The sequence below is a fragment of the Achromobacter sp. NCFB-sbj8-Ac1-l genome, from assembly GCF_052695805.1.
The window spans coordinates 4358267-4381992 of the sequence record NZ_CP199812.1; the positions used below are offsets into that span (position 1 = coordinate 4358267).

The window sequence follows — 23726 nt, forward strand, 5'->3', positions numbered from 1 at the left end:
GTGATCTCCCCGGAAATTGCTTCGTCCTCTACCTTGATCGGCAACACGCTGGTGTCCCCCGAGCCCGGCACGCCTTTACGCCCCCTTGCCGCCGCCAATGCTGAACGCCTTCAGGCCGCCGCGCCGCCGTCCGCGGCCGCGTCGCCCTCGACGCTGCGCGTGCGGCTGGTCCGCCTATGGCCAGCCTTGATGCTGTGGTTGATCGGGACGGCGTTGCTGACGCTGCTCAATCTGGCGTCTCGCGTGCTGGCGTCATGAACCACCGCCCGCCGGGCGCGTGCCTTGGCGGGCGCGCCTGCGGGCGGCGAAATGATCGAAGAAATAGCTGATGGCGTTCGAGGGCTTGACGCCCGTCGCTCAACGCTCCGCCCAGACGGATTTGCGCGGCACGTAGGCTTCCTTGACATACCGCGCCAGCTCGAGCTCGATCGTCGAGGTGGCGGTGGTGACGGCGGATTGGGGATGCAGCAGCCGTTGAGCGGCCTCCAGCGTTCGGCGGGCACACCGTTCGGCTTCGGTGACCACGGGTTGTTGCGGCGCAGCGAGGGTTCCAGACATAGCGGTAAGCATGGGTGTACTCCAGGAGAGCCATCAGGCATGGCCGACCATCTCCAGCAAGTGGCGTGCCTGAGGCGGACCCGACAACGCCAGGCTGGCGCCACGGCGGTTCGTGGCCAGTGCCCGAACCGCCGTGTACCGCGCCGTCAGAGGCGCGCCGGGTCGGTTTCCCGTTCGGGGTGCCGATGGCGCGCCAACGACTCGATGAATGCGGCCGTGGCCTTGGCCGGCGTGGCGCCGACGACCAGGCCGCCATCCTCCTGTGCCAGATCGATACCCGCGGCTTCAAGCAGCGCCGCGCCGTCGCCCACCGCCAGCAGCGTCTTGCCATGGCGGTAGCTGTCGCGGATGAATTCCAGCGCGCGGCCGTCCTGGTTCCAGCGTGCGACCGCCGCCGCCCCGCCAGGCACCACGGCCCCGTCGAACAGGCCCGACGGATGGTTGTCCAGCGACGCGTCGGCGTCGAACGCGCCACTGCCGGCCGTCCCCACCGGACCGATGCGCTGGCCCACCAGCCGCACCACGACGCCGGCCTTGATCAAGGCTTGCGCCACCGCCGAGACGGCAGCGCCGTCCACGCCTTCGGCGACCAGGATGGCCACCTTGCGCGTGACCACGCCCACCTCGCCGGGCCGCGCGGTCAGCGACAACGTGGGCGACTGTTCGACTTCGGGCTGGGGCACGTCGCGCAGGGCACGCGGCATGGGATCGGGCAGCGCCATGCCCAGCTTGTCCGCCACCGCCTGCGCCAGGTCATCGGAGACATTGCGCAGCGACGCCACCATGCGCTGCCGGATGGCGGCGACGGTGACCTTGCTCAGTTCAAAGGCGAAGGCGTTCACGATATGGCGCCGTTCCCAGTCTGTCTGGCTGTTCAGGAACAGGGTCGCCTGGTTGTAATGTTCGGCAAACCGTTCCGGATGGCCGCGCAGCTCGTCGCCGCTGACAGGCTCGGGAAACGAGACATAGCCTTCCATGCCGGCCTGGAACGGGCAGCCGCCGCCCAGCGAATTGGGCTCGTACGCCACGCGCCCGTGGTGCACGGCCTGCCGGTGCATGCCATCGCGCTGGTTGTTGTGCACGGGCGCCAGCGGCGCGTTGATCGGAATCTCGTGGAAATTGGGGCCGCCCAACCGCGAAATCTGCGTATCGACGTAAGAATGGATGCGCCCGGCCAGCAAGGGATCGTTGGTGAAGTCCACGCCCGGCACCACATGCGCCGTACAGAACGCCACTTGTTCGGTTTCGGCAAAGAAGTTGTCCGGGTTGCGGTCCAGCACCATGCGGCCGATGGGACGAACCGGCACCAGTTCTTCCGGCACGATCTTGGTGGCATCGAGCACGTCGAAGCTGAAGCGCTCGGCGTCTTCTTCGGTGAAGACCTGCACGCCCAATTCCCACTCCGGCCCATGGCCGGCATCGATGGCCTCCCACAGGTCACGGCGATGGAAGTCCGGATCGGCGCCCGATATCTTCACGGCTTCGTCCCACACCTGCGAGTGGGTGCCGGCCACCGGGTTCCAATGGAATTTCACCAGGTGCGACTCGCCCTGGTCGTTGACGAAGCGAAAGGTGTGCACGCCAAAGCCCTGCATCATGCGATAGCTGCGGGGAATGGCGCGGTCCGACATCAGCCACATCAGCATGTGGGTCGATTCCGGCATCAGCGACACGAAGTCCCAGAAGGTGTCGTGCGCCGACGCCGCCTGGGGCATGCCGTGATGCGGCTCGGGCTTGACGGCATGCACCAGGTCCGGAAACTTCATCGCGTCCTGGATGAAGAACACGGGCATGTTGTTGCCCACCAGGTCCCAATTACCCTCATCGGTGTAGAACTTGACCGCGAAGCCGCGCACGTCGCGCGCCGTGTCTTTCGACCCGCGCTCCCCGGCCACCGTCGAAAAGCGCACGAATACCGGGGTGCGCTTGCCTTTCTTGGCGAAGATCGACGCCCGGGTCAGATCGGCAAGGGGTTCATAGCACTCGAAGTAGCCATGCGCGGCCGACCCGCGCGCATGCACGATGCGTTCCGGAATGCGTTCATGGTCGAAGTGGGTGATTTTTTCACGCAGGATGAAATCCTTGAGCAGCGCGGGGCCGCGCAAGCCCGCTTTCAGCGAATGCTGGTTGTCGCTCACCGGCACGCCCTGGTTCGTCGTCAGCGCCTGCCCCTGGGCATCGGCGCGCACCCGCGCCAGCTGGCCGGCGACCGCGTTCACGCCGGGCTCGGCCGGCTCGCCCGTCTTGGCGTTCTGCTGCGGCTCGGACAGGGTGCTGGCCCCCACCGAGGCATCGGGCGGCGGGGCCTGTTCGCCCCGGTAAGGGCAGCGGGCGCCCTCGTCCCCATATTCCTGCGCCTTGGACGGGTTGTGCGGCATCGCCTGCACGGTGGCGGCCACCGCCGCCGCCCGCTGCATCGCCGCGGAACCGCCGCTGGCGGCCGGCGGCGTGGCGGGCCCGCTGTCGGTATTGTTGAAGGCGGTATCGACGGGGCCCTGGGTCTGGGTCTTGCCGGGTTTCTTGCTTGCCATGGAGATCTCCTTGTACACACCGGATCAGCCGGTGCCCGCCGCGAACGGCTTGATCGGAGTCATCCAGCAAGCGCCATACCTGACACGGGTACGGCGGCCCCCTGGCGTGCATGCCCTGTCCTACTGGGCCTCGATATCCGCGTTTTTCACCACCTGGGCATACTTGCGCATCTCGCTGGCGAAATAGGCCGCCGTGTCTGCCGGGTCGCGCAGCGTGATCACATTGCCCTGCACGTCCATGGCCTTGCGGGTGTCGGGATCGCGGTAGGCGGCCGCGAAGGCCTGGTAGGCGCGCTGCACTTGCGCGCCGGGCAGGTGCGCCGGGCCGACGGCCGCGAACCAGCCCTCGACCTCGTAGTCCGGCATGCCCTGCTCGCGCAGCGTCGGAATCTCGGGCGCGGCCGCGCTGCGCGTCCTGCTGCCCGTGCCGATCGCCTTGAGCGCGCCGCTTTTCAGGTGCGGCAGGATGGACGGTAGCGACGTCACGCCAAAATCGACCTGTCCACTGATGATGTCCGCCACCATCGGGCCGGTGCCCTTGTAGGGAATGTGGCGGATCTTCAGGCCGTTCTGCTGCAGAAACAGTTCACAGCCCAGGTGCAGGATCGTGCCGTTGCCCGATGAACCGTAGTTGTAGGCGTCCGGCTTGGCCCGCAAGGCGGCCACCAGATCGCGCACATTGCCTTGCGGCAGCTTTTTCGGATTCACCACCAGCAGCATCGGCGTCGTGCCGATCAGCGATATCGGCGTGATGTCCTTGATGGGGTCGAAGGGCACCGACTTCAAAACGCTGGGAAAGATCACATGGTTGTTCGAGACCACGCCCAAGGTGTTGCCGTCCGGCGTGGCGCGCACGATGGCTGAGGTGCCCAGGATGCCGCCCGCGCCCGGCTGGTTTTCCACCACCACCGACTGTCCGAATGCCTGGTTCAGGGCCGGCCCCGCCGACCGCACGATGGTATCCACGCCCGAGCCCACGCTGATGGGCAGAATCAAGCGCAGCGGCCGGCCCCCCTGCCCTTGCGCCTGGGCCACGCGCCAGGGCAGCACCGCCCCCAGCCAGCCGGCCCCCATCGCGCCCAGCAATGCGCGGCGCGAGGTCGAACCTTCACCTGTCTTCATTTTCTGTCTCCTTGATTTATAGGTATGGGGGTCGCGCAATATCAGTGAACGACCCCTCGCTCTCGCAGCCCGCGGATATCGTCATCCCCGTAGCCCAGTTCCCTGAGCAATTGCCCGGTGTGTTCGCCCACGGTGGGCGGTTGCAGCCGCACCGCCAGCCGCGCGCCGCCCATCGTGATGGGAAACAGCGTGGCCTGCGCCGTCTGTCCGGCGCGTTCGCCGTCCGGCAGGCGGATGTCCGCCAGGCCGCCCGTGGCTTGCAGGTGGGGATCGGCGAACAATTCCTCCGGCTTCACGATGGGCGCGAACGGCAGTCCGTGCCGTTCGAAGCGGCGGGCCAGTTCGTCGACCTCGTAGTGCTGCAGGCGGACCCGCAGATCGGCCAGCAAGGCCGCTCGCACCCGCACTCGCTCATTGTTCGTTTTCAGGTGCGGCGCGTTTTTCAGGTCGTCGAAGCCGAAGGCGTCGCAGAACGTGACCCATTGCGCATCGCTGACGGCGGCCAGGAAGATCTGGCCGTCCTTGACGTTGAATACGTCGTACAGGGCCCAGGCCGAAATGCGTTCGGGCATGGGCGCCGCGGCCTCGCCCGTGATCGCATACTGCAGCATGTGTTGCCCAACCAGGAAGACATTGTTCTCGAACAGGGCAGACTGCACTTCCTGGCCGCGTCCGGTGACCTTGCGTTCCAGCAACGCCCCCAACGCCCCGATCGCCCCGAACATGCCGCCCATGATGTCATTGACGCTGGTCCCCGCCCGCAGGGGGTCGCCGGGACGTCCCGTCATGTACGCCAGGCCGCCCATCATCTGCACGACTTCGTCCAGCGCGGTGCGGTGCTCGTAGGGCCCAGGCAGGAAGCCCTTGCAGCTGACGTAGACCAGGCCCGGGTTGCCCGGCGCCAGCGAGGCATAGTCCAGCCCGTACCTGGCCATGACGCCCGGCCTGAAATTCTCGGCGACGATGTCGGCGCTGGCGCACAACCTGCGCGCGGCCTGCGCCCCTTCCGCGCTGCGCAGATCGAGGGCGATGGATTTCTTGTTGCGATTGAACATCGGAAAAAACCCCGCCCCGGCGCCCAGCAGATGACGCGTGCGGTCGCCATCGACAGGCTCGACCTTGATCACCTCGGCGCCCAGGTCCGCCAGCACCAGGCCGCAGGTCGGCCCCATGACCATGTGGGTGAACTCGACGACGCGAAGGCCGGCCAAGGGCAGGCGGCGCGTGGCAGCCGCGGGCGTCGCCGGGACGGCGGGCGTGGCATCGACCGGCGCCGGCTCCGCTGCCGCATCCGGCAGGGGTGCGGCCGAGGCGGCCGCCGGCCAGGTCCTGGGCAAGCCGGCCCGGGCGATCGCACCCCGCAGGGTTTCGCCCTCGAGCCACACGCCCGCCTGTTCGCGCAGGGCCAGCAGGCGCGTCATGTCCACGCCGGTCGCCACGCCCATGCTTCCCAGCAGATACGCCACGTCCTCGGTCGCGACGTTGCCGCTGGCGCCGGGCGCGTGCGGACACCCTCCTATTCCGGCCAGGCAGGCATCGAACCGGGTCATGCCGGTTTCCAGCGCCGCCATGACATTGGCCATGCCCAGGCCACGCGTATCGTGAAAATGCGCGCAGGCCAGGCGGTCGCCGGCGATCTTGCGCGCGGCCTCGAACAGGCGTCGCACCATCAGCGGGTCGGCGTATCCCACGGTATCGGCCAGGCTGACGCGATCTGCGCCGGCATCGAGCAAGGCCTGCATCAGGGCAAGCACCTCGGCGGGGTCCACGGCCCCCTGGAGGGTGCAGCCAAAGGCCGTCCCCACCCCGCCCTCCAGCAGCATGCGCGACCCCGCGGCGTCACGCGCCGCGCGGATCCGCGCGACCTCCTTGACCACCTCGTCCGGTGTCTTGCGCAGATTGGCCAGGCTGTGCGCCCGGCTGGCCGACAGCGGCACGATCATCAAGTCCGCCCCCGCGGCGATGGCGTGTTCGGCGCCTTTCAGATTGGGCACCAGCACAGAGGCATGCAGGTCGGGAAGCGTCCTGGCATACGCCACCAGCGCTGCCGTGTCGGCCAGCTGCGGCAGCAGGCGCGCCGGCACAAAAGAGCCGACCTCGATTTCACGCAGGCCGGCGGCATAGGCCTGGGCGATCCAGTCGCGCTTGATATCGGTGGGCACCACACGGGCCAGGCTTTGCAGGCCGTCGCGCAGGCCCACTTCGCGCACGGTCACGCGCGCGGGCCAGCCAGCAGGAAACGCATTTGCAGACATAGAGAGCAGTCGTCCAGGTAGACAGGAGTAGACCCAGTTTAGATTTCTCCAATCATCGCGGCGTCGCTAATTTGGAACGCATCAAGTTCCATATTGGAATATCTTATGGGTTCCTCCCTGACCCGACGCGACCGAGGACCTTCCCATGCGCGATCTCGATCTGACTTCCCTGCGCCTGTTCGTGGCCGTCTGCGAAACGCGCAACATCGCCCGCGCGGGCGCCAATGCGAATATCGTCGGTTCCGCCATCAGCAAGCGACTCGCGCAACTGGAAGACACCGTCGGCGCAAAGCTGCTGACGCGGCGCCGCCACGGGGTGGAACCGACCCCGGCCGGCGAAACGCTGCTGGAACACGCCCGCGCCATCCTGACCAGCACGGCCCGCATCGAGCGCGACATGTCGGCGTACTCCCATGGCCTGCGCGGTCAGGTACGCGTGCTGGCCACGTCGTCGGTGCTCGCCGAATCCCTGGCCGAGGATGTGGCCGTGTTCCTGCAGGATGAGCGCCATCGCAGCATACGCATCGACCTGGAAGAGGGCCTGAGCCACCAGGTGATCCGCGGCATCAAGGAGGGCGTGGCATCGCTGGGCCTGTGCTGGGATGCCTCGCCGCTCGATGGCTTGCGGTCGCGCCCCTACCGCAACGACCACCTGGCCATCGTGGTGCATCCCAGCCATCCGCTGGCCCGCGAACGCACGCTGCAGTTCCAGCAGACGCTGGACTATGAACACGTGGGCATGCCCGTGGCCAGCTCCGTGCAGGTCAAGCTGCACCTGTCCGCGGCGCAGGCCGGGAAGCCGCTGCTGCACCGGGTGATCGTGTCGAACTTCGACTCCGCCCTGCGCGTGGTGCGCGCCAACCTCGGCATCACGGTCGTTCCGAGACAGGTCGCGCAATCCTATGCCGAGGCCAACGGCCTGGTGGTCATACCGCTGACCGACGCCTGGGCCACGCGCAGCTTCGTCATCTGCTTTCGCGACGAAGACAGCCTTTCGCCCGCGGCGCGGGTGCTGCTGGACCATCTGGCCGGCGTGGCCACCTGAGGGGGCTTGCGATGGCGATCATGCCAACGTGCGTGCCGATACCCATGGCGGTCAGCACCGAACAAGCACCGATGCCCAGCACGGGCGCCGGCACCAGGTCGCGCAGGCCGGGATCGCTGAAGCAGGCCACGAGAAGGCATCGGTCGCGGCGGCTTCCTGCCGCACCGGCCGCACCCGGGGCGCGATGCTGGCGTCGGCCTCGGCCTGGCCTGGATGCCGGGTTTGCCGGGGTGACGCGAGCGTTCGTCGCCATTGGGTAGAATTCTTCGTCAGTAGAGGCGGGACGGCACGCATCCGGGCACCGTCCCGGTCAAGAGGAAATCACGCAGCATGTCTCAATTACCCGGAAAGGTCCGGTCTGCGCCGTTGAACTTGCGCCAGATCGAAGTTTTCCACGCCATCATGATCACGGGCTCACTGAGCGCAGCCGGCCGGCTGCTGCACGTGACGCAACCGGCCATCAGCCGCGTGCTGGCCTCGATCGAACTGCGGCTGGGCTATGCGCTGTTCGAGCGTTTCAAGGGCCGCCTGCATCCCACCAAGGAAGCGCGCAAGCTGTTCCAGGAAGTCGAATCCATCCAGGCGGGCGTCAACCGCCTGAACGACATGGCCGCCGGCCTGGCCGGCCACGGCGGCGGCCTGGTCAGCGTGGTGTCCAGCCCCAGCTTCGGCGAATGGCTGATTCCCGCGGCGACGGCCAAGTTCTGCGCCCGCAACCCTGGCGTGCGCATCCGCTACCGACCGCTGGGCATGGACGCCCTGCTGCCGCAGCTGCTGCTGGGCTATGCCGACATCGCCATTTCGATCTTCAAGCCCGAACACCCCAACCTGATCACCACCGAACTGGCGCAGGGCGAAGTCGTCTGCGTGCTGCCGGCGGGCCACCGCCTGGCCCGCGAACGCGTGATTGCGCCGGCGATGCTGGCCGGTGAAATGCTGGTGGGCTACAGCCGCGACACGCCGCTGGGCGACACGCTGTTCGAACACCTGGACCCGTTGGGCCACATCCTGACCCCGGCGATCGAGGTGCGCTCGTCGCAGACGGCGTGCTCGTTCGTGCGCCAGGGCGTGGGCGTGGCGCTGGTCGATTCCTACGGCCTGACCGATACCCTGCTGCATGGCCTGGTGGTGCGCCGCATCGAGCCGGCGATACCGCTGTTCGTGCACGTGTCGCAGTCCCGCGTCGACCCCCCGCCGTCGATTGCCAAGGCCTTCCTGACGCAGTTCTCGCAGATCGTCAAAAAAGAACTGCCTGCGATGACGCAGGCCATTCTCCAGCGGGCCTGACACTTGCGGTGACACGGCGCCCAGCCCGGCGTCGGCCTAGCTGATTTCCGCCACGGGCAGCGGGTCGCCGGCGCCCGTGCGTTCGACGATCAGCTTGTAGTGCTGCGGGCTGCGGTGCTTGGCGAAATTGAAGACGTGGTCGCGGAACGCCTGGCCCATGGCCAGGTCGATGCGCGCGGTGATCACTTCGTCTTCCTCGCCGCTGGAACGCGCCACGATCTCGCCCGACGGCGCCACGATCATCGAGCTGCCGATCATGTGGTGGCCGTCTTCAAAGCCGCACTTGGCGGCAGCAGCCACCCACACTGCGTTCTGGTAGGCGCTGGCCTGCAGCACGATCTCGTGCGTGGTGGTGCGCAGGTGCGCCGGCTCGTTCCAGTGGATGTTCAGCGACGGCGTGTTGTAGCCCAGCACGATCAGCTCGGCGCTTTGCAGCGACATCACGCGGTACGTTTCCGGCCAGCGCCGGTCATTGCACAGGCACATGCCGATCTTGACGTCATGGGTGTCCCACACGCCAAAACCCAGGTCGCCGACTTCGAAGAACTTCTTTTCCAAGTGCTGGAACGGCGCATCCGGCTTGTGGTCGGAATGGCCCGGCAGGTGGATCTTGCGGTACTTGCCGATGATCCTGGCCTGGCGGTTCACCAGAATGGCCGTATTGAACTGCCGGCCTTCCGGCGTCAGTTCGGCATAGCCCAGGTAAAAGCCGATGCCCAGCTCGCGCGCCGTGTCGAACAGCGGCTGCACGTCGGCGTTGGGCATGGTCTTTTCGAAGTAGCGTTCCACCGCCTCGGCGTCTTCCATCCAGTAGCGCGGAAAGAAGGTGGTCAGCGCCAGTTCGGGAAACACCACGAACTCGGCCTTGCGGGCCGCGGCCTCGCGCATCATGTCGACCAGGCGGCGGACCACCACCGCGCGGCTGTCGGCCAGGTTGACGGCGCCCATCTGGGCGACCGCAAGGTCCATCTTTCGCGCGGGTTTTGTGTTGCTCACGATATCGGTCTCCGGGGGGGTTATCGGGATGGATCAAGGACCATGCTGAACAGTGGTTCCACAGGGTCCGATGCATGGGCAGGCACGCGGCGGCGCGCCTGGCGCAAGGCCCCATCATGCATGCGTCGCCACAAATCCGAAATGGCCCCGCCCCCTTTGCGCCGGGTGCGGCGCGGCCATTTCAAGAACGTCTCAACCCTTTGATTCCAATGACTATTGGCGCCCCGCCCGGCGCAGCCCCACGGCACCATGCATAACGCTGGATCATGGAGACCATGCAAAGTTTTATATCGGGTTTGCCCGCGCCGCGCCGGCCTGGCCGACGTCTTCGCGGCGGGCAGGACGGGCGCGCAGGACGAACGCGTCCCGCAGCAACGTCTCATTGTTCATGGCGATCTGTCTCGACTCGCCGTCGTCAGCGGTTTGCGCCCGGAGCCTCGGGGTACAGTCGCCGCGATTTCCCCTTCAAGAGGCTTTTCCCATGTCGTATTCCTCCGCGTCCCGCATCGTCGCCCTGACGCTGGCGGCATTTGCCAGCGCCCACGCGCAGCCCGCTCCCGACGCGGCAACCTTGGTCACGGTCGATAACTTCGCCCGCGCCGAATCCGACCTGTACCTGGGCAAGATGGTGGCCGACGGCGGCCTGGGCAAGTTCGTGCACAGCCGCGCGATGGTGGCCATCGACGCCCAGAACGTCATCCGCATGAATCGCGACACGCTGTATTCGCAGGCCGTCTTCGACCTGGACGCCGGCCCCGTCACCATCACGCTGCCCGAAGCCGGCAAGCGCTTCATGTCGACCCTGGTCGTCGACGAAAACCATTACGTTCCCGCCGTGTTCTACGGCGCCGGCACCCACACGCTGAAAAAAGAGGATGTCGGCACCCGCTACGTGTTCGTCGCCATCCGCACCCTGGTCGACCCCGCGGACCCGAAGGACCTGGCGCAGGTGCACGCGTTGCAGGACGCCATCAAGGTCAGCCAGGCCCAGCCCGGCACCTTCGCCGTGCCCAAATGGGACAAGGCCAGCCAGGACAAGGTGCGCGACGCCCTGCTGGTGCTGGCCGCCACCATGCCGAACTACGACAAGGCTTTCGGCACCCCGACCAGCGTCGATCCGATCCAGCATCTGCTGGGCACCGCGGCCGGCTGGGGCGGCAACCCGGCCAAGGACGCCACCTACCTGAACGGCAAGATCGCGCAGAACGACGGCAAGGTCATCTACCGGCTCAAGGTGGACAAGGTGCCGGTCAAGAGCTTCTGGTCGGTCAGCGTGTACAACGCCGAAGGGTACTTCCAGAAGAATGCGTACGACGCCTACTCGTTGAACAACCTGACCGCCCGGCAAGGCGACGACGGCTCGATCGTCATCCAGTTCGGCGGCTGCGACGGCAAGATCGCCAACTGCCTGCCCACCATGCCGGGCTGGAACTACACGGTCAGGCTCTATCAGCCCGGTGACGAGATCCTGAATGGCTCGTGGCGCTTTCCGGACCCGCAAGCCATCGCGCAATGAGCCCAGCAGGCCCGCGCATCGCCAGCGCGAACCCACGCGGGCCGGCACGGCAACAAAATTCTTGCACTTGCAACAGAGCATGGCTCGGGCGCCTGTCCGCCCGCCTGCTGACGTATCCTCTTTCGCACAATCAATAGCGATAAACCGGCTGGGGACAGGCCTCTTTTCCATTCCGATGGCGGACACGCCATGGCCCCTGCCATTCGGAGAGGAGAAGACGTTGGCCAATACTCCCAACACGGAACTCAAAGGCGGCCTGAAATCGCGCCATCTCACGATGATGTCCATCGCGGGTGTCATCGGCGCGGCGCTGTTCGTGGGCTCGGGCAAGCAGATCGCACTGGCCGGCCCGGCCGTCATCCTGGCCTACATCGGCGGCGGCCTGCTGGTCATCCTGGCCATGCGCATGCTGGGTGAAATGGCCGTGGCGCAGCCCGACACGGGTTCGTTTTCTACCTACGCCGACCGTGCCATCGGGCGCTGGGCGGGCTTTACCATCGGTTGGCTCTACTGGTATTTCTGGGCGCTCTTGATGGGTTGGGAAGCCTACGTCGCCGGCCAGATCCTGCACGGGTGGTTCCCCATGGTGCCGGCCTGGGGCTACGGCCTGCTGGTCACCGTGTCGCTCATCGTCGTCAACTTCCTGAACGTGCGCAACTACGGGGAATTCGAATTCTGGTTCGCCCTGATCAAGGTGGTGGCCATCGTCATCTTCCTCGTCATCGGCAGCCTGGCGCTGGTGCACGTGTGGCCGTGGGGCAATGCCAACGGCTGGTCGCACCTGACCAGCCAGGGCTTCATGCCCAACGGGCCCAAGGCCGTGGTGGTGGCGCTGCTGGGCGTGATGTTCGCCTTCATCGGCGCCGAGATCGTCACCGTCGCCGCCGCCGAATCCGCCAACCCGGGGCGCGAGATCATCAAGACCACGCGCTCGGTGGTCTGGCGCATCTGCCTGTTCTACGTGGGGTCTATCTTCATCGTCGTGTGCCTGGTGCCCTACAACGCCCCCGGCCTGACCGACCCCACCCACGGCACCTACAACGTGGCGCTGGACGCGCTGGGCATTCCGCACGCGCAGCTGATCGTGAACTTCATCGTGCTGACCTCGGTGTGCAGCTGCTTCAACTCGGCGTTGTACACGGCCTCGCGCATGCTCTATTCGCTGTCCAGACGCGGCGACGCCCACCGCATCATGCAGATCACCGGCCGCGATACCGGCACGCCGTATGTCGGCGTGCTGATTTCCAGCGTCTTCGCCTTTGCCGCGGTGTGGATGATGGCCACGTCCAAGATGGACGTGTATGACGTGCTGATGCAGGCCACCGGCACCATCGCCCTGTTCGTCTACCTGGCCATCGCCTGCTCGCAGCTGCGCATGCGCCAGCGCCTGCAGGCGCAGGGCGTGGAACTGACATTCAAGATGTGGCTGTTTCCGTGGCTGACCTACGCGGTCATCGTCTGCATCATCGCGGCGCTGGTGACGATGGTGCTGGAAGGCACGTACCGCAACGAGGTGCTGTACACCGCGATCCTGGCCGCGGTGATCGTGGCCATGGGCATCGTGGCGCAGGTGGCCGGTATCGGCAAGCGCGGCGTGGACACTCCCGACGCGGCCGCGCCGCGGCTGTCAGAGAACAACGCCTGACGCGCGGCGCGCCCGGACGCGGTCAACGGGTATCCGCGGCACCACCGGACCCGGCCGACGCGCCCGACCCGGGCATGCCGCCCTGCCCCGTCGACCCGGTGCCGCCCTGGCCGGACGAAGGGCCGCGGCTGTCCGTGCCGCCTTCTCCGCCGGATGACGCGGGCGGGCGGCTGGACGGGCTGGTGGCAGGCTTGTTCGGCTTGTCGTCGTTGCGGGACTTGTCCAGCTTGTCCTGCTTGCCCTGTATGTCCTGCTTTTCCTGCCTGTCCTGTTTTTCCTGCCTGTCGCGCCGATCCGGCGTCGCAGGCGGCGTGGGCGCCATCTTCTCGGGAATGATCGAGGTGCCCGCGGGCGGTGGCGGGGTCGGCGCCGGCTGTTTCGTCTGCGCCCAGCTGCTGGTGCCGGCCAAGGCCGTCAGGGCCATCAATGCGGCTACGGTGTGTCGGGTTTTCATGAGAGGCCTCCAGGAGGCAACGGCGGGTTGAGGGACGAGACCGGCCATTCACAACCGGTCGATACCCGGTGTCTGTTGCGGATCGACATCCGGCATGGGGTTGGGCAGGCTGTCGGGCGGCGAGCGGCCCTTGTCGTCGGTCTGGCCCTTGCCCGGCACGGGTTCGGGCGTCTCGGCGGGGGATGGGTCCGGCGCAGGGTCACGCCGGGGCGGCGCGTCGCGGCCCGGGACGGTGGCGTTTCGGTGGTTCGATGCGGTGCGCATGGTGGTCCGGCTCCTTCATGGATCTGGCAAGCCGCTCATGCGGCCCTTGCCTGCCGTCAGCAACCGGCGTGCCGAACCGGCCCGCCTTCACCCCAGCCCGTGGTATTTGCGTCCGATTTCCATGGTGGCTTGGTAAAAGCCTTCCTTGCTGCCGCAGTCGTAGCGCACGCCCTCGTAGGCATAACCGAACACCCGGCGGGTGGTGAGCAGGCTGGCGATGGCGTCGGTGAGCTGGATTTCGCCGCCCACGCCCGGCGCGGTGCGCGCCAGGGCATCGAACAGCTCCGGCTCCAGGATGTAACGGCCCACCACGGCCAGATTGGATGGCGCCTCGTCGGGCGCAGGCTTTTCCACCATGCCCGACAGGCGCAGCACGCCGCGCGCCACCTCGCTGCCGGACACGATGCCGTATTGGCGGGTATGCGCGGCCGGCACCTGCTGCATCGCCAGCACGCTGCCGCCGAATTCCCGCGCCACCTGCATCATTTCGCCGATGACGGGCGCGTCGGCGTCGATCAGGTCGTCGGCCAGCAGCACCGCAAACGGCTCGTTGCCGACAATGGACGCGGCGCACATCACCGCGTGCCCCAGCCCCAACGCGGCCGGCTGGCGCGTGTACACGCACTTGACGCTGTCGGGAATGACGTTGCGCACGGTATCGAGCAAGGCCAGTTTGTTCTTGGATTCCAGGTCGCGTTCCAGTTCCGGCATGCTGTCGAAATGGTCTTCGATGGCGCGCTTGTTGCGGCCCGTGACGAAGATCAGTTCCGTGATGCCGGCGGCCACGGCCTCTTCGACGGCGTACTGGATCAAGGGACGATCGACGATGGGCAGCATTTCCTTGGGCATCGCCTTGGTGGCCGGCAGAAAACGCGTGCCCAGGCCCGCGACAGGGAATACCGCTTTACGAATGGGAAGCATGGAGGACGGCCTCGGTGGGTCGGTCACATCCGGGGCGGATGGCCGTGCCTGGGCCCTAGCAACTGGCGTGCCCGGCCAGGGGGACGCATGGTCAGGCTGCCGACGGCGGGCGCAATGTGGCGGGTGACCAACAACCGGCCCTCGCGCCCCCCGGGAAACCAATACCCTTTGTCAGGGTATTCCCCTACTCGGAACAAGAATCGACTAGTCTTTGAGCGGCCTGGCCGTGTTCGACGGTGCAGCGCCCCCCACGTCGACCCGGTCGGCGTTTGATCCACGTTTGCCCGATTGCCTGACCCCGGCCCCTGTCTCCCGACGCCCGGGCGGCCTTTCGCGTGCTTGACCGCCACGGAGGTGCCCACCCCTGTCTTCCTGCAAGTCCCCATAAGAAAAAAATAATCCTTTGAACCAAAAAGGTTTCTAACCCATGAGAAAGTTCCTCAAAATCGTGGGCAGCCTGGCTGCATTGCTGGTCATTGCGGCGGCGCTGTTTCTTTATTGGCCGCTGCACCAGCGGTCAGTCCCGGCAGCCGAGAACGACAAACCCGTCGACGCCGTGCTCGTCGGCGGCGGCATCATGAGCGTGACGCTGGCCACCTATCTGCAGGAATTGCAGCCGGACTGGCACGTCGAACTGTTCGAGCGGCTGGACGGCGTGGCACTTGAAAGCTCCAACGGCTGGAACAATGCGGGTACCGGCCATTCGGGCTTTGCCGAACTGAACTACACCCCCGAAATGCCCGATGGCTCGGTCGACATCAAGCGCGCCATCAACATTGCCGAGCAGTTCGAGATTTCGCGCCAGTTCTGGGCGCATCAGGTCAAGGCCGGCCGCCTGGGCCAGCCCTCGGACTTCATCAATCCCACGGGCCACATGAGCTTCGTGTGGGGCGATGACCGCATCGAATACCTGCGCAAGCGCCGCGACGCGCTGGTCAAGAGCCCGCTGTTCTACGGCATGCAATATTCCACCGACCCCGCCCAGATCAAGCAATGGGCGCCGCTGTTGATGGAAGGCCGCGATCCCGGCCAGAAGGTCGCCGCCACCTACATGCCGCTGGGCACCGACGTGAACTTCGGCGTCATCACCAACCAGCTCACCCAGGGCCTGCAGCGCAACCCGAACTTCAAGCTGCAGCTGCAGCATGAAGTCACCGCCCTGCGCCAGAACGATGACAAGACCTGGAACGTCACGGTCAAGGACCTGAAGACCAACCAGGAACGCACGACCAAGGCGCGCTTTGTGTTCATCGGCGCCGGCGGCGCATCGCTGAAGGTGCTGCAGATGTCGGGCATCCCCGAATCGAAGCAATACGCCGGTTTCCCGGTGGGCGGCCAGTTCCTGGCGTTTGACGCGTCGTCCATCGCGGGCCGCCACGACGTCAAGGCCTACGGCATGGCCGACACGGATTCCCCGCCGATGTCGGTGCCCCACCTGGACGCGCGCAAGCTCGACGGCAAGCCGGTGGTGCTGTTCGGCCCGTTCGCGCTGGCCACGACCAAGTTCCTGAAGGAAGGCTCGGCGTTCGACCTGTTCTCGTCGGTGAACCACAACAACGTCACCAGCATGGTCGACGTCGGGCTGGAAAACCTGGACCTGGTGAAGTACCTGGTCAACCAGGCCCGCCTGACCGACGACGACCGCCACGCGCAGCTGCTGAAGTACTTCCCGCAGGCCAAACGTGAAGACTGGCGCCTGGTGACGGCCGGCGAACGCGTGCAGGTCATCAAGCGCGATCCGGAAAAGGGCCCGATCCTGCAATTCGGCACCGAAGTGGTGACCGACAAGGACAACACCATCGCCGCGCTGCTGGGCGCCTCGCCCGGCGCATCGACCTCGCCCCCCATCATGCTGAACCTGTTGGCCAAGGCCTTCCCGCAGCAGATGGAAGCCGGCTGGAAGACGCGCCTGAAGGAGATCATCCCGTCGTATGGCCAGAAGCTGAATGACAGCCCCGCGCTGACCAACCAGATTCGCGCCATGACCAGCCAGACGCTGCACCTGCCCTACGTGGAAGTGCCGGTGACGGACAACGCCTCGGCCAACACCGGCGTGCCGGTGGTGAACCCGCCGGCGGCGCCCAAGCCGGCCGCGCCGCAGCCGGCCCGCAACGCCAACACCGAGATGCAGGCGCTGTAGGCCCATCAAGACGGCATCTTCGGAAAGCCTCGGGGGGAGGCCGGCATGCGCCGGCTTCCCCCCGATTGCTTTGCGACGGCTGCGCCCGGCAGTGGCCGGGGCCGCGTGACGCCCCTCACTTTCCGCCCGGTTTGAAGGCCATGGCCTGCATGGCCGCCCGCAGCGCTTGCGGCCGATAGTCGTCCCAAGGCGAATCGCCGACGTCCAGCCGGGTGTGGATGTTGGCGACCGTCCACGCGTCGCTGGCCGGCACATCGTCCAGTTCATCCCAGGCCAGCGGCACCGACACGCCCATGCCGGGCCGCGCACGCGCCGACCAGGCCGCCACCGTGGTGGCGCCGAAGCCGTTGCGCAGGTAGTCGGCGAAGATCTTGCCGACGCGGTTCTTCGGCCCGCTCTTGGCCACGAACAGCTGCGGCAGCGTCTTGGCCAGATGCTGCACGATGGCCTGCGAGAATGCCTTGACCGTGTCCCAGTCGTATTGCCGGCGCAGCGGCACGACGATGTGCAGGCCCTTGCCGCCGCTGGTCTTGAGCCAGCTTTGCAGGCCGATCTCGTCCAGCATCACGTGCAGCAGCCGGGCTGCGCGCTGTACCGATTTCCAGGGCACGCCTTCGCCCGGGTCCAGGTCGAACAGCATGCGGTCCGGCTTGTCGATGGCCGTCTTGACCGCGTTCCAGGTGTGGAACTCGACGACGTTCATCTGTACGGCCGACAGCACGGCCTGCGCGGTGGGCAATTCCACCAGCGGCGCGTGGCCGGGGTCCAGCGATTGCGGCAACGCGCGCACGCCGGGCATCGGCGCTTCCAGATGCTTCTGGAAGAACCGTTCGCCCTCGATGCCGTCCGGGGCGCGCAGGAAGGAAACCGGGCGGCCCTTCAGGTGGCGCAGCAACAGCGGCGCGACCAGGGCGTAGTAACGCGCCAGGTCCAGCTTGGTCAGGCCGGTGGACGCGTCGATGACGCGTTCGGGATGCGACAGCTTGGCGGTCGCGGCGGGCTTGGCGGCCCGGGTGGCGGGCGTCTGCGTGGACCGGCTGGCGGATGTTCGGGCGGGCTGCGCGGCAGTCTTTGCGGCGGCCTTGGTCGCGGCCGGGGTCGTCTTCTTCGTGCGCCGGGCGGCACGAGCGGATGTCACGGCGTCTGCGCTCACGGGCGTCTCCTTGGTGATGGCGCGGGCGGGCTTGTCCTTGCGCAGGCCCTGGAAGACCGGGTGGCGAACATGGCCCGCGCCGGTCCATTCGCCAAACGACACCTCGGCGACCAACTGGGGCTTGACCCAATGCGTGCCGCGTCCGCTGCCGGGAATCCTGACCGCGGGCTCGGCGGTTTCGAGGGCCGCCAGGCGCCGTTGCAGCGCGACCAGGCCCTGGTCGTCAAAGCCCGTGCCGACCTTGCCGGCGTAGATCAGTTGGCCGTCGTCGCCATGATAGGCCAGCAGCAAGGCGCCCAGCCCGACGCGCGTGCCCTTGGGGTCGGTGTAGCCGACGACGACGAATTCCTGGCGGCGGGCGCACTTGAGCTTGATCCAGCTGTCGCTGCGCCGCGAGACATAGGGCGACGACAGCCGTTTGGCGATGATGCCTTCCAGCCCCATCTTGCAGGCCGACGCCACCAGGTCCGCCGGCGCGGCGTCGAATGCCTCGCTCAAGCGCAGGGCGTCTTCGTCGATGGCGTCCATCAGTTGCGCCAGCAGGCCGCGGCGCACGCGCAGCGGCTCGTGACGCAGGTCTCGGCCGGCAACGTACGGCAGGTCGAAGGCGTAAAAGAGAATGCCCCCCGTGCGTTCGCCATCGAAGGCGTTCTGCAGCGCCTGGAAGCTGGGCGCGCCGTGGTCGGCCAGCACCACGATTTCGCCGTCGATCCAGGCATTCTGCACGGGCAGCCGGCCAAAGGCCTGGACCAGGTGCGGCAGCTTGGGGCCCCAGTCGTGACCGTTGCGGGTGAACAGCTGGACGTCGCCCGCTTCGATGCGGGCCATCAGCCGGTAGCCGTCGAATTTCATTTCGTACAGCCATTCTGGCGACGGGTCCGGCACGCCCTCGACCAGGGTGGCCAACTGCGGCTTGAGCATCCCGGGGCAGTCGGCCGCCTGGCCCGGCAGGCGGGGCGCGGCGGCCGGCTTGGGCGGGGACTTGGGTTTTCGCTGTGCCTGGCGCAGCGGCACGACGCTGTCGGGCTGTTCGTCGACGACGCTGAACGCGCTGGCATCGCGGGCGTAGTCGTCCCGGTCCTTGACCAGCAGCCACGGCGGCTGCTTGTCGGATTCCTTGCCCTTCATGCGGATCAGGGCCCAGCGGCCCTTCAGCTTCACGCCATGCAGGTCGAATTTCAGGTGCCCGCGCCGGTAGCCGTCCGCCGGGTCGCCCACCGGCGACCAGGTGCCTTCGTCCCAGATGATGACCTTGCCCGCGCCGTACTGGCCTTTGGGGATTTCGCCCTCGAACTGGTTGTAGGCGATGGGGTGGTCTTCGACCTGCACCGCCATGCGCTTGACGGCGGGATCGAAGCTGGGCCCCTTGGGCACGGCCCAGCTTTTCATGGCGCCGTCCAGTTCCAGCCGGAAGTCATAGTGCAGGTGGCTGGCCCAGTGCTTCTGGATGACGAAGGCGCGCGCCGCCTCGTTGGCCTCGCCGCCCCCCGCGGGCTCGGCGGTGACGTCGAAGTTGCGCTTGGCGCGGTATTTGGCCAGGGTGTCGGTGCCCGCCATCGTCATGCCGCCTTGCGGGTCCCGGACGCGGATTTCGCGGCCGTCTTGGCGGGGCGCTTGGGGGTGGCCCTGGCGGCGCGCTTGCTGCCGGGCCTGGCGCTTGCCTTGGCTGCGGTCCTGGCGGCCGTTTTACGCGTCGCCGTCTTGGCCGCCCCGGACGCCGGCTTGCCCGCCGAGCGCCCCTTCAAGCTGCGCTGCAGCAGCTCGGTCAAGTCGATCACATTGTCCGCATAGGCGGGCGATTCCTCTTGCGGCTCGACCACCGTTTCCGTCTTGCCGGCCTTGACCTTCCTGGCCACCAGGTCCATCACCACGGCCTTGAACTCGTCCTTGTATTGCTCCGGGTCCCACTGCCCCGTCATGTCGTCCACCAGCATCCTGGCCATCTTCAGTTCGCTGGCGCTGGGCGCCGAGGCCTTGCTGCCGGCCTTGGGCAGATCGAGTTCCTCGGTGGACTTGACGTCGTCGCCCCAGCGCATCAGGTTCAGCACCAGCGCATCGCCCGACGGGATCAGCGCCGCGAGGTGCTGCCTGGTCTGGATGACCACTTTGGCGATGCCGATCTTGCCGGTCTTGGCCAGGGTGTCGCGCAGCAGCGCATAGACCTTCTGCCCCTTGTTGATGGGGGCCACGTAATACGGCCGTTCCAGGTACACGAACGACACCTCGGCGGCGTTCACGAACTGCTGGATCTCGATGGTCTGCGTGGTGCGCGGATAGGCTTCGGCAATCTCGTCCGGTGAAATCACGACGTACTGGCCGTCTTCGTATTCCACCCCTTTGACGATGTTGTCCTTGTCGATTTCCTTGCCGGTGCGCTTGTTGATGCGCTTGTAGCCGACCGGGTCCATCGATCGCTTGTCCAGCCAGTCGAAATCCACGCCCGATTCGGTCGTGGCCGTGTGCAGGCCGACGGGAATATGCACCAGCCCGAACGAAATCGCCCCTTTCCAGATGGTTCGTGTCGCCATGATGCCGCTCCTTCTTGTGACCGGCGCGCCGCGGCGGGCATGCCGGAGGGTGGATCGCCCGGGCGGGATGGATTCCCAGCATAGCGCTCGCTGCTGCCCGGCGACCAGCCGGACACGCCAGCAAATGCCATGCCCGGGCGGAAACGGCGGCGGTCGCGGCGCCCCGGGAACGGGAATTGCTTGCGTGCCCCGGCCCTGCCACTGGAGACCCCATGTCCGTCCCGTCCGATCCGCCCCGAACGACCCTGACGGTGCTTACCGTCAATACCCATAAGGGTTTCACCAGCTTCAATCGCCGCTTCATGCTGCACGAGCTGCGTGATGCATTGCGCACGGCGGCGCCCGACCTGGTGTTCCTGCAGGAAGTCGTGGGCGAACACCAGGGCATGGCGGCGCGCCACGCGCAGCATTGGCCCCCGGCATCGCAGTATGAATTCCTGGCCGATACCCTGTGGCGCGACTTCGCCTATGGCCGCAACGCCGTCTACCCGGCGGGGCACCACGGCAATGCCATCCTGTCGCGCTACCCGATCGCGCGCTACCAGAACCACGACGTCAGCGTGGGGCGGCACGAAAGCCGCGGGCTGCTGCATTGCGTGCTGCAGGTGCCCGGCCATGCGCAGGCGGTACACGCCATCTGCGTGCATCTGGGCCTGCTGGAGCGCCACCGCGGCCAGCAATTGCGCAGCCTGTGCCGGCTGGTCGAACGCGAGGTCCCGGCCGGCGAGCCGCTGCTGATCGCGGGCGACTTCAATGATTGGCGCCTGCGGGCCGACGGCCTGATGCGCGGCTGCGGCACGCGCGAGGTGTACACCTCGCGGGTGGGACGCCCCGCGCGCACCTTTCCCGCGCGCTGGCCGGTGCTGCGCCTGGACCGCATCTACGTGCGCGACGTGCATGACTGGCAGCCGGTGCCGCTGGCGGCGCGGGTGTGGTCGCGGCTGTCGGACCACGTGCCGATTTCGGCGGAGATCGCGCTATGACGACCCCGCCCCTCGGTTGGCGCAGCGACAACCATTACACGCTGCTGGAAAACGGTGAGGCCTACTTCCCGGCGGTGCAGGCCGCGGTGGACGCCGCGCGCCGGGAAGTGCTGATCGAAACGTTCATCCTGTTCGATGACAAGGTCGGCCAGGCGCTGCAGCAGACCCTGATCGCCGCCGCCGGACGCGGCGTCAGCGTCGACCTGCTGCTGGATGGCTTCGGGTCGGACGAGCTGCCACCGGCCTTCCTGGCCGCGCTGACCGGTGCCGGGGTGCGCGTGCACCTGTTCGACCCGCGGCCGCGGCTGCTGGGGGTGCGCACCAATGTGTTTCGACGCATGCACCGCAAGATCGTGGCGGTGGACGGGACCTGCGCATTCGTCGGTGGCATCAATTTTTCGGCCGACCATCTGCCGGACTATGGTCCCGAAGCCAAGCAGGACTACGCGTTGCGCGTGCAGGGTCCACTGGCCGCCGACATCGCGGACTACGCGCGCGCGGCGCTGGACGCGGCGCGGCCTCGCCGCCAGCGGCCCGCCCGCGTCGAGGCCGTGCCCGACGGCGATGGCGGCGGGCGGCTGGTGGTGCGCGACAACCTGAGCCACCCGACCGACATCGAACGCTACTACCGCGCCGGCCTGCGTTCGGCGCGGCAGGACGTACTGATCGCCAACGCCTATTTCTTTCCCGGCTACCGCCTGCTGCATGACCTGGCCAACGCCGCCCGCCGCGGCGTGCGGGTGCGCCTGCTGCTGCAGGGCGAACCCGACATGTTGGTCGCGCAACTGGCGGCCAGCATGCTGTACGACTACCTGATCGATGCGGGCGTCGAGATCTTCGAATACTGCAAGCGGCCCTTGCACGCCAAGGTCGCGTGCGTGGACGAGGACTGGTCGACGGTGGGTTCCAGCAACCTGGACCCGCTGAGCCTGGCCCTGAACCTGGAAGCCAACGTCGTGGCACGCGACACGGGGTTGAACGCCGCGCTGCGCGCCAGCCTGGAACGGCTGATCGCCGAAGACTGCCGGCCGGTGTCGCGCGGCCCGGCCTCGCGCCGACGGCTGCGCCGCTTCTGGGTGGGCGTGGTGGTGTTCCATTTCCTGCGCCGCTTCCCGGCCTGGGCCGGGGCGCTGCCGGCGCACAAGCCGCGCCTGCGCACCGTCCTCGCCAGCGATGCTGGCGAAAGCGAGGCCGCATGAGCCTGTACCGATCCCGCCTGTACCGATCGCGCGCCCTGCGCGCCGCGCGCCACCGCTGGCCGCGCATCAAGAAGATCCTGCCCTGGGTGGTACTGGCCCTGGCGCTGGGCCTGCTGGCGTACTTTGCCCGTTCGGTGGACTGGCCGCAGGTCTGGCAGGCCATGCGGCGCATCCCGCGCGATGCGGTGCTGCTGGCCGCCGCCCTGGTGGTGCCGGCCTACCTGGCCTATGCGTCGCTGGATCTGCTGGGGCGACGCTACACCGGTCATGCCCTGCCGCGCGCCAAGGTGCTGGGCGTGGCCATGCTGAGCTATGCGCTGAACCTGAACCTGGGCGTGCTGGTGGGCGGGCTGGGCACGCGCCTGCGCCTTTACACCCGCCTGGGATGCCGCAAGTCGGTGGCCACGCGGGTCGCGTTGTTTGCCGCCCTCTCGAACTGGGTGGGCTATGCCTGGGTGGCGGGAGGGGTGTTTGCCAGCGGCGCCGTGACGGTGCCGGCGGGCTGGGAGATCGGCGGCGGCGTATTGCGCGGGATCGGCGTGGCGCTGTTGGCCGCGGCCGCCGCCTACGTCTGGATCTGCGCGTGCGCCACGCGCCGGTCCGCCACCTGGCTGGGCCAGCGCATCACCCTGCCGCGCGGCCGCATGGCCGTGCTGCAAAGCGCCATCGCGGCGCTGTCCTGGATGCTGATGGGCGCCATCATCTATGTGCTGTTGCAGGGCAAGGTGAGCTATCCCGCGGTGCTGGGCATTCTGCTGTGCACCAGCTTTGCCGCGGTCGTGACGCGGGTGCCCGGCGGTCTGGGCACCACCGAGGCGATTTTTGTCGCGGTCCTGGCGCCGCGGCTGCCGGCCGCCGAGGTGCTGGGCGCGGCGCTCAGCTACCGCGCCTTGTACGCCTTCGGCCCGCTCTGCCTGGCCTTGCTGGCGTTCGGCGCGGTGGAAGCGCGCCTGGGCTGGCGCAAGCGGCATGGCCCTGCCGGTTCTGCCGGTGCGGCGCGCGATGCGCCAGCCGTCCGTCCCTGAAGCGCGCCGATTACAAACGTCGGCAACAACGACACGCGGCCGGGCGCGCCGGCGCCGATTGCCGCAGTGCAGGGACCCTGGGCATGCCTCTTGCGTACAGGCAG

Annotated in this window: 19 protein-coding genes and 1 pseudogene; 9 read left to right on the top strand and 11 right to left on the bottom strand. The window is 67.4% G+C overall.

Translation table 11 applies throughout. From position 1 onward, the window contains the following. Window positions 1-258, top strand: coding sequence for a hypothetical protein (locus tag ACUDP5_RS19980; protein WP_445657003.1), 258 nt, complete (start codon window positions 1-3; stop codon window positions 256-258). 99 nt (window positions 259-357) lie between these two features. Here the strand turns inward: ACUDP5_RS19980 and ACUDP5_RS19985 are convergent, their stop codons facing one another. The 5 genes and pseudogenes from ACUDP5_RS19985 to ACUDP5_RS20005 form a co-directional block, all read right to left on the bottom strand. Beyond that, entirely contained in the window at window positions 358-558 is a 201-nt protein-coding gene (locus tag ACUDP5_RS19985) for a hypothetical protein (RefSeq protein ID WP_263913628.1), read from the bottom strand. Between the two features lie 146 nt (window positions 559-704). Then, complete coding sequence (locus ACUDP5_RS19990) at window positions 705-3089, bottom strand: catalase (protein WP_263913627.1); 2385 nt, start codon at window positions 3087-3089, stop codon at window positions 705-707. A gap of 120 nt (window positions 3090-3209) precedes the next feature. Further along, window positions 3210-4211 carry a tripartite tricarboxylate transporter substrate binding protein gene (locus ACUDP5_RS19995; protein ID WP_263913626.1) on the bottom strand — a complete coding sequence of 334 codons (1002 nt, stop codon included), beginning with the start codon at window positions 4209-4211 and terminating at the stop codon, window positions 3210-3212. 41 nt (window positions 4212-4252) lie between these two features. Continuing rightward, on the bottom strand, window positions 4253-5389 hold the full coding sequence (locus ACUDP5_RS20000; protein ID WP_445659194.1) for a CaiB/BaiF CoA transferase family protein: 1137 nt from the start codon (window positions 5387-5389) through the stop codon (window positions 4253-4255). 279 nt (window positions 5390-5668) lie between these two features. After that, window positions 5669-6466: pseudogene (locus ACUDP5_RS20005) on the bottom strand (hydroxymethylglutaryl-CoA lyase); the annotation flags it as partial. 145 nt (window positions 6467-6611) lie between these two features. On the opposite strand from ACUDP5_RS20005, the gene ACUDP5_RS20010 reads away from it, so the two are divergent. Beyond that, window positions 6612-7511 (top strand): LysR family transcriptional regulator, encoded by a 900-nt coding sequence (locus tag ACUDP5_RS20010; protein ID WP_445657004.1) that lies wholly within the window; start codon window positions 6612-6614, stop codon window positions 7509-7511. A 330-nt stretch (window positions 7512-7841) separates the two neighbouring features. Beyond that, window positions 7842-8798: a LysR family transcriptional regulator gene (locus ACUDP5_RS20015; protein WP_263913610.1), complete on the top strand. Its 957-nt coding sequence runs from the start codon at window positions 7842-7844 to the stop codon at window positions 8796-8798. Window positions 8799-8834: 36 nt separating this feature from the next. Here the strand turns inward: ACUDP5_RS20015 and ACUDP5_RS20020 are convergent, their stop codons facing one another. Continuing rightward, window positions 8835-9767: an N-carbamoyl-D-amino-acid hydrolase gene (locus ACUDP5_RS20020; RefSeq protein WP_445657005.1), complete on the bottom strand. Its 933-nt coding sequence runs from the start codon at window positions 9765-9767 to the stop codon at window positions 8835-8837. A gap of 508 nt (window positions 9768-10275) precedes the next feature. On the opposite strand from ACUDP5_RS20020, the gene ACUDP5_RS20025 reads away from it, so the two are divergent. Continuing rightward, complete coding sequence (locus ACUDP5_RS20025; RefSeq protein WP_445657006.1) at window positions 10276-11310, top strand: DUF1254 domain-containing protein; 1035 nt, start codon at window positions 10276-10278, stop codon at window positions 11308-11310. A 277-nt stretch (window positions 11311-11587) separates the two neighbouring features. Further along, window positions 11588-12955: an amino acid permease gene (locus ACUDP5_RS20030; RefSeq protein ID WP_263913668.1), complete on the top strand. Its 1368-nt coding sequence runs from the start codon at window positions 11588-11590 to the stop codon at window positions 12953-12955. A 22-nt stretch (window positions 12956-12977) separates the two neighbouring features. Here the strand turns inward: ACUDP5_RS20030 and ACUDP5_RS20035 are convergent, their stop codons facing one another. From ACUDP5_RS20035 to galU, 3 genes are all read right to left on the bottom strand, one after another. After that, a complete protein-coding gene (locus ACUDP5_RS20035; RefSeq protein ID WP_445657007.1) occupies window positions 12978-13409 on the bottom strand; it encodes a hypothetical protein in 432 nt (143 codons plus the stop codon). 48 nt (window positions 13410-13457) lie between these two features. Continuing rightward, window positions 13458-13673, bottom strand: coding sequence for a hypothetical protein (locus ACUDP5_RS20040; RefSeq protein ID WP_263913607.1), 216 nt, complete (start codon window positions 13671-13673; stop codon window positions 13458-13460). Between the two features lie 87 nt (window positions 13674-13760). Then, complete coding sequence (gene galU, locus ACUDP5_RS20045) at window positions 13761-14594, bottom strand: UTP--glucose-1-phosphate uridylyltransferase GalU (protein ID WP_445657008.1); 834 nt, start codon at window positions 14592-14594, stop codon at window positions 13761-13763. Window positions 14595-15021: 427 nt separating this feature from the next. Here galU and mqo point away from each other — a divergent pair, with 427 nt between their 5' ends. Beyond that, window positions 15022-16734, top strand: a complete 1713-nt coding sequence (gene mqo / locus ACUDP5_RS20050) for a malate dehydrogenase (quinone) (protein WP_445657009.1) — start codon at window positions 15022-15024, stop codon at window positions 16732-16734. A 115-nt stretch (window positions 16735-16849) separates the two neighbouring features. Here mqo and ligD read toward each other — a convergent pair whose 3' ends face one another. Further along, a complete protein-coding gene (gene ligD, locus ACUDP5_RS20055; protein ID WP_445657010.1) occupies window positions 16850-19444 on the bottom strand; it encodes a DNA ligase D in 2595 nt (864 codons plus the stop codon). A 2-nt stretch (window positions 19445-19446) separates the two neighbouring features. Beyond that, on the bottom strand, window positions 19447-20415 hold the full coding sequence (gene ku / locus ACUDP5_RS20060) for a non-homologous end joining protein Ku (protein WP_445657011.1): 969 nt from the start codon (window positions 20413-20415) through the stop codon (window positions 19447-19449). 212 nt (window positions 20416-20627) lie between these two features. Here ku and ACUDP5_RS20065 point away from each other — a divergent pair, with 212 nt between their 5' ends. Genes ACUDP5_RS20065 through ACUDP5_RS20075 form a run of 3 tightly spaced genes read left to right on the top strand, consistent with a single transcriptional unit; the run spans window position 20628 to window position 23622 of the window. Beyond that, window positions 20628-21398 (top strand): endonuclease/exonuclease/phosphatase family protein, encoded by a 771-nt coding sequence (locus ACUDP5_RS20065; protein ID WP_263913602.1) that lies wholly within the window; start codon window positions 20628-20630, stop codon window positions 21396-21398. Continuing rightward, entirely contained in the window at window positions 21395-22597 is a 1203-nt protein-coding gene (clsB, locus tag ACUDP5_RS20070) for a cardiolipin synthase ClsB (protein ID WP_445657012.1), read from the top strand. The genes ACUDP5_RS20065 and clsB overlap by 4 nt, the downstream gene beginning before the upstream one ends. Next, window positions 22594-23622, top strand: a complete 1029-nt coding sequence (locus tag ACUDP5_RS20075; protein WP_445657013.1) for a lysylphosphatidylglycerol synthase domain-containing protein — start codon at window positions 22594-22596, stop codon at window positions 23620-23622. Before clsB ends, ACUDP5_RS20075 begins: the two co-directional genes overlap by 4 nt. Window positions 23623-23726 lie beyond the last annotated feature (104 nt).